Annotated in this window: 1 pseudogene; it reads right to left on the reverse strand. The window is 46.8% G+C overall.

The window, feature by feature from the left end:
- Nucleotides 1-231 (reverse strand): annotated as a pseudogene (locus tag NLF92_RS13865) (alkaline phosphatase PhoX); the annotation flags it as partial.

Raw genomic sequence — 231 nt, forward strand, 5'->3', positions numbered from 1 at the left:
GCATGTCATTTTCAAGAACCAACTCTTCGCCATCCAACGTGTAGATGTGACCTAAGCCTTCTGGTAGGTCAGTACCGAAAGTGTCGCCCGTTTGTCCAAGTACTTGATATTGACCAATGGCAGAAACCACCAGCTCTTTTTCTTCATCTGAGCTTGGTACAGGTGAATTTGGTAATGTTACTGGCAGATTGTTGAAGTTAGCACCTGCAAGCACGCCCACTGTACCGGTGT

Origin of the sequence: Opacimonas viscosa (assembly GCF_024199005.1) — a bacterium.
Taxonomy (GTDB): domain Bacteria; phylum Pseudomonadota; class Gammaproteobacteria; order Enterobacterales; family Alteromonadaceae; genus Opacimonas; species Opacimonas viscosa.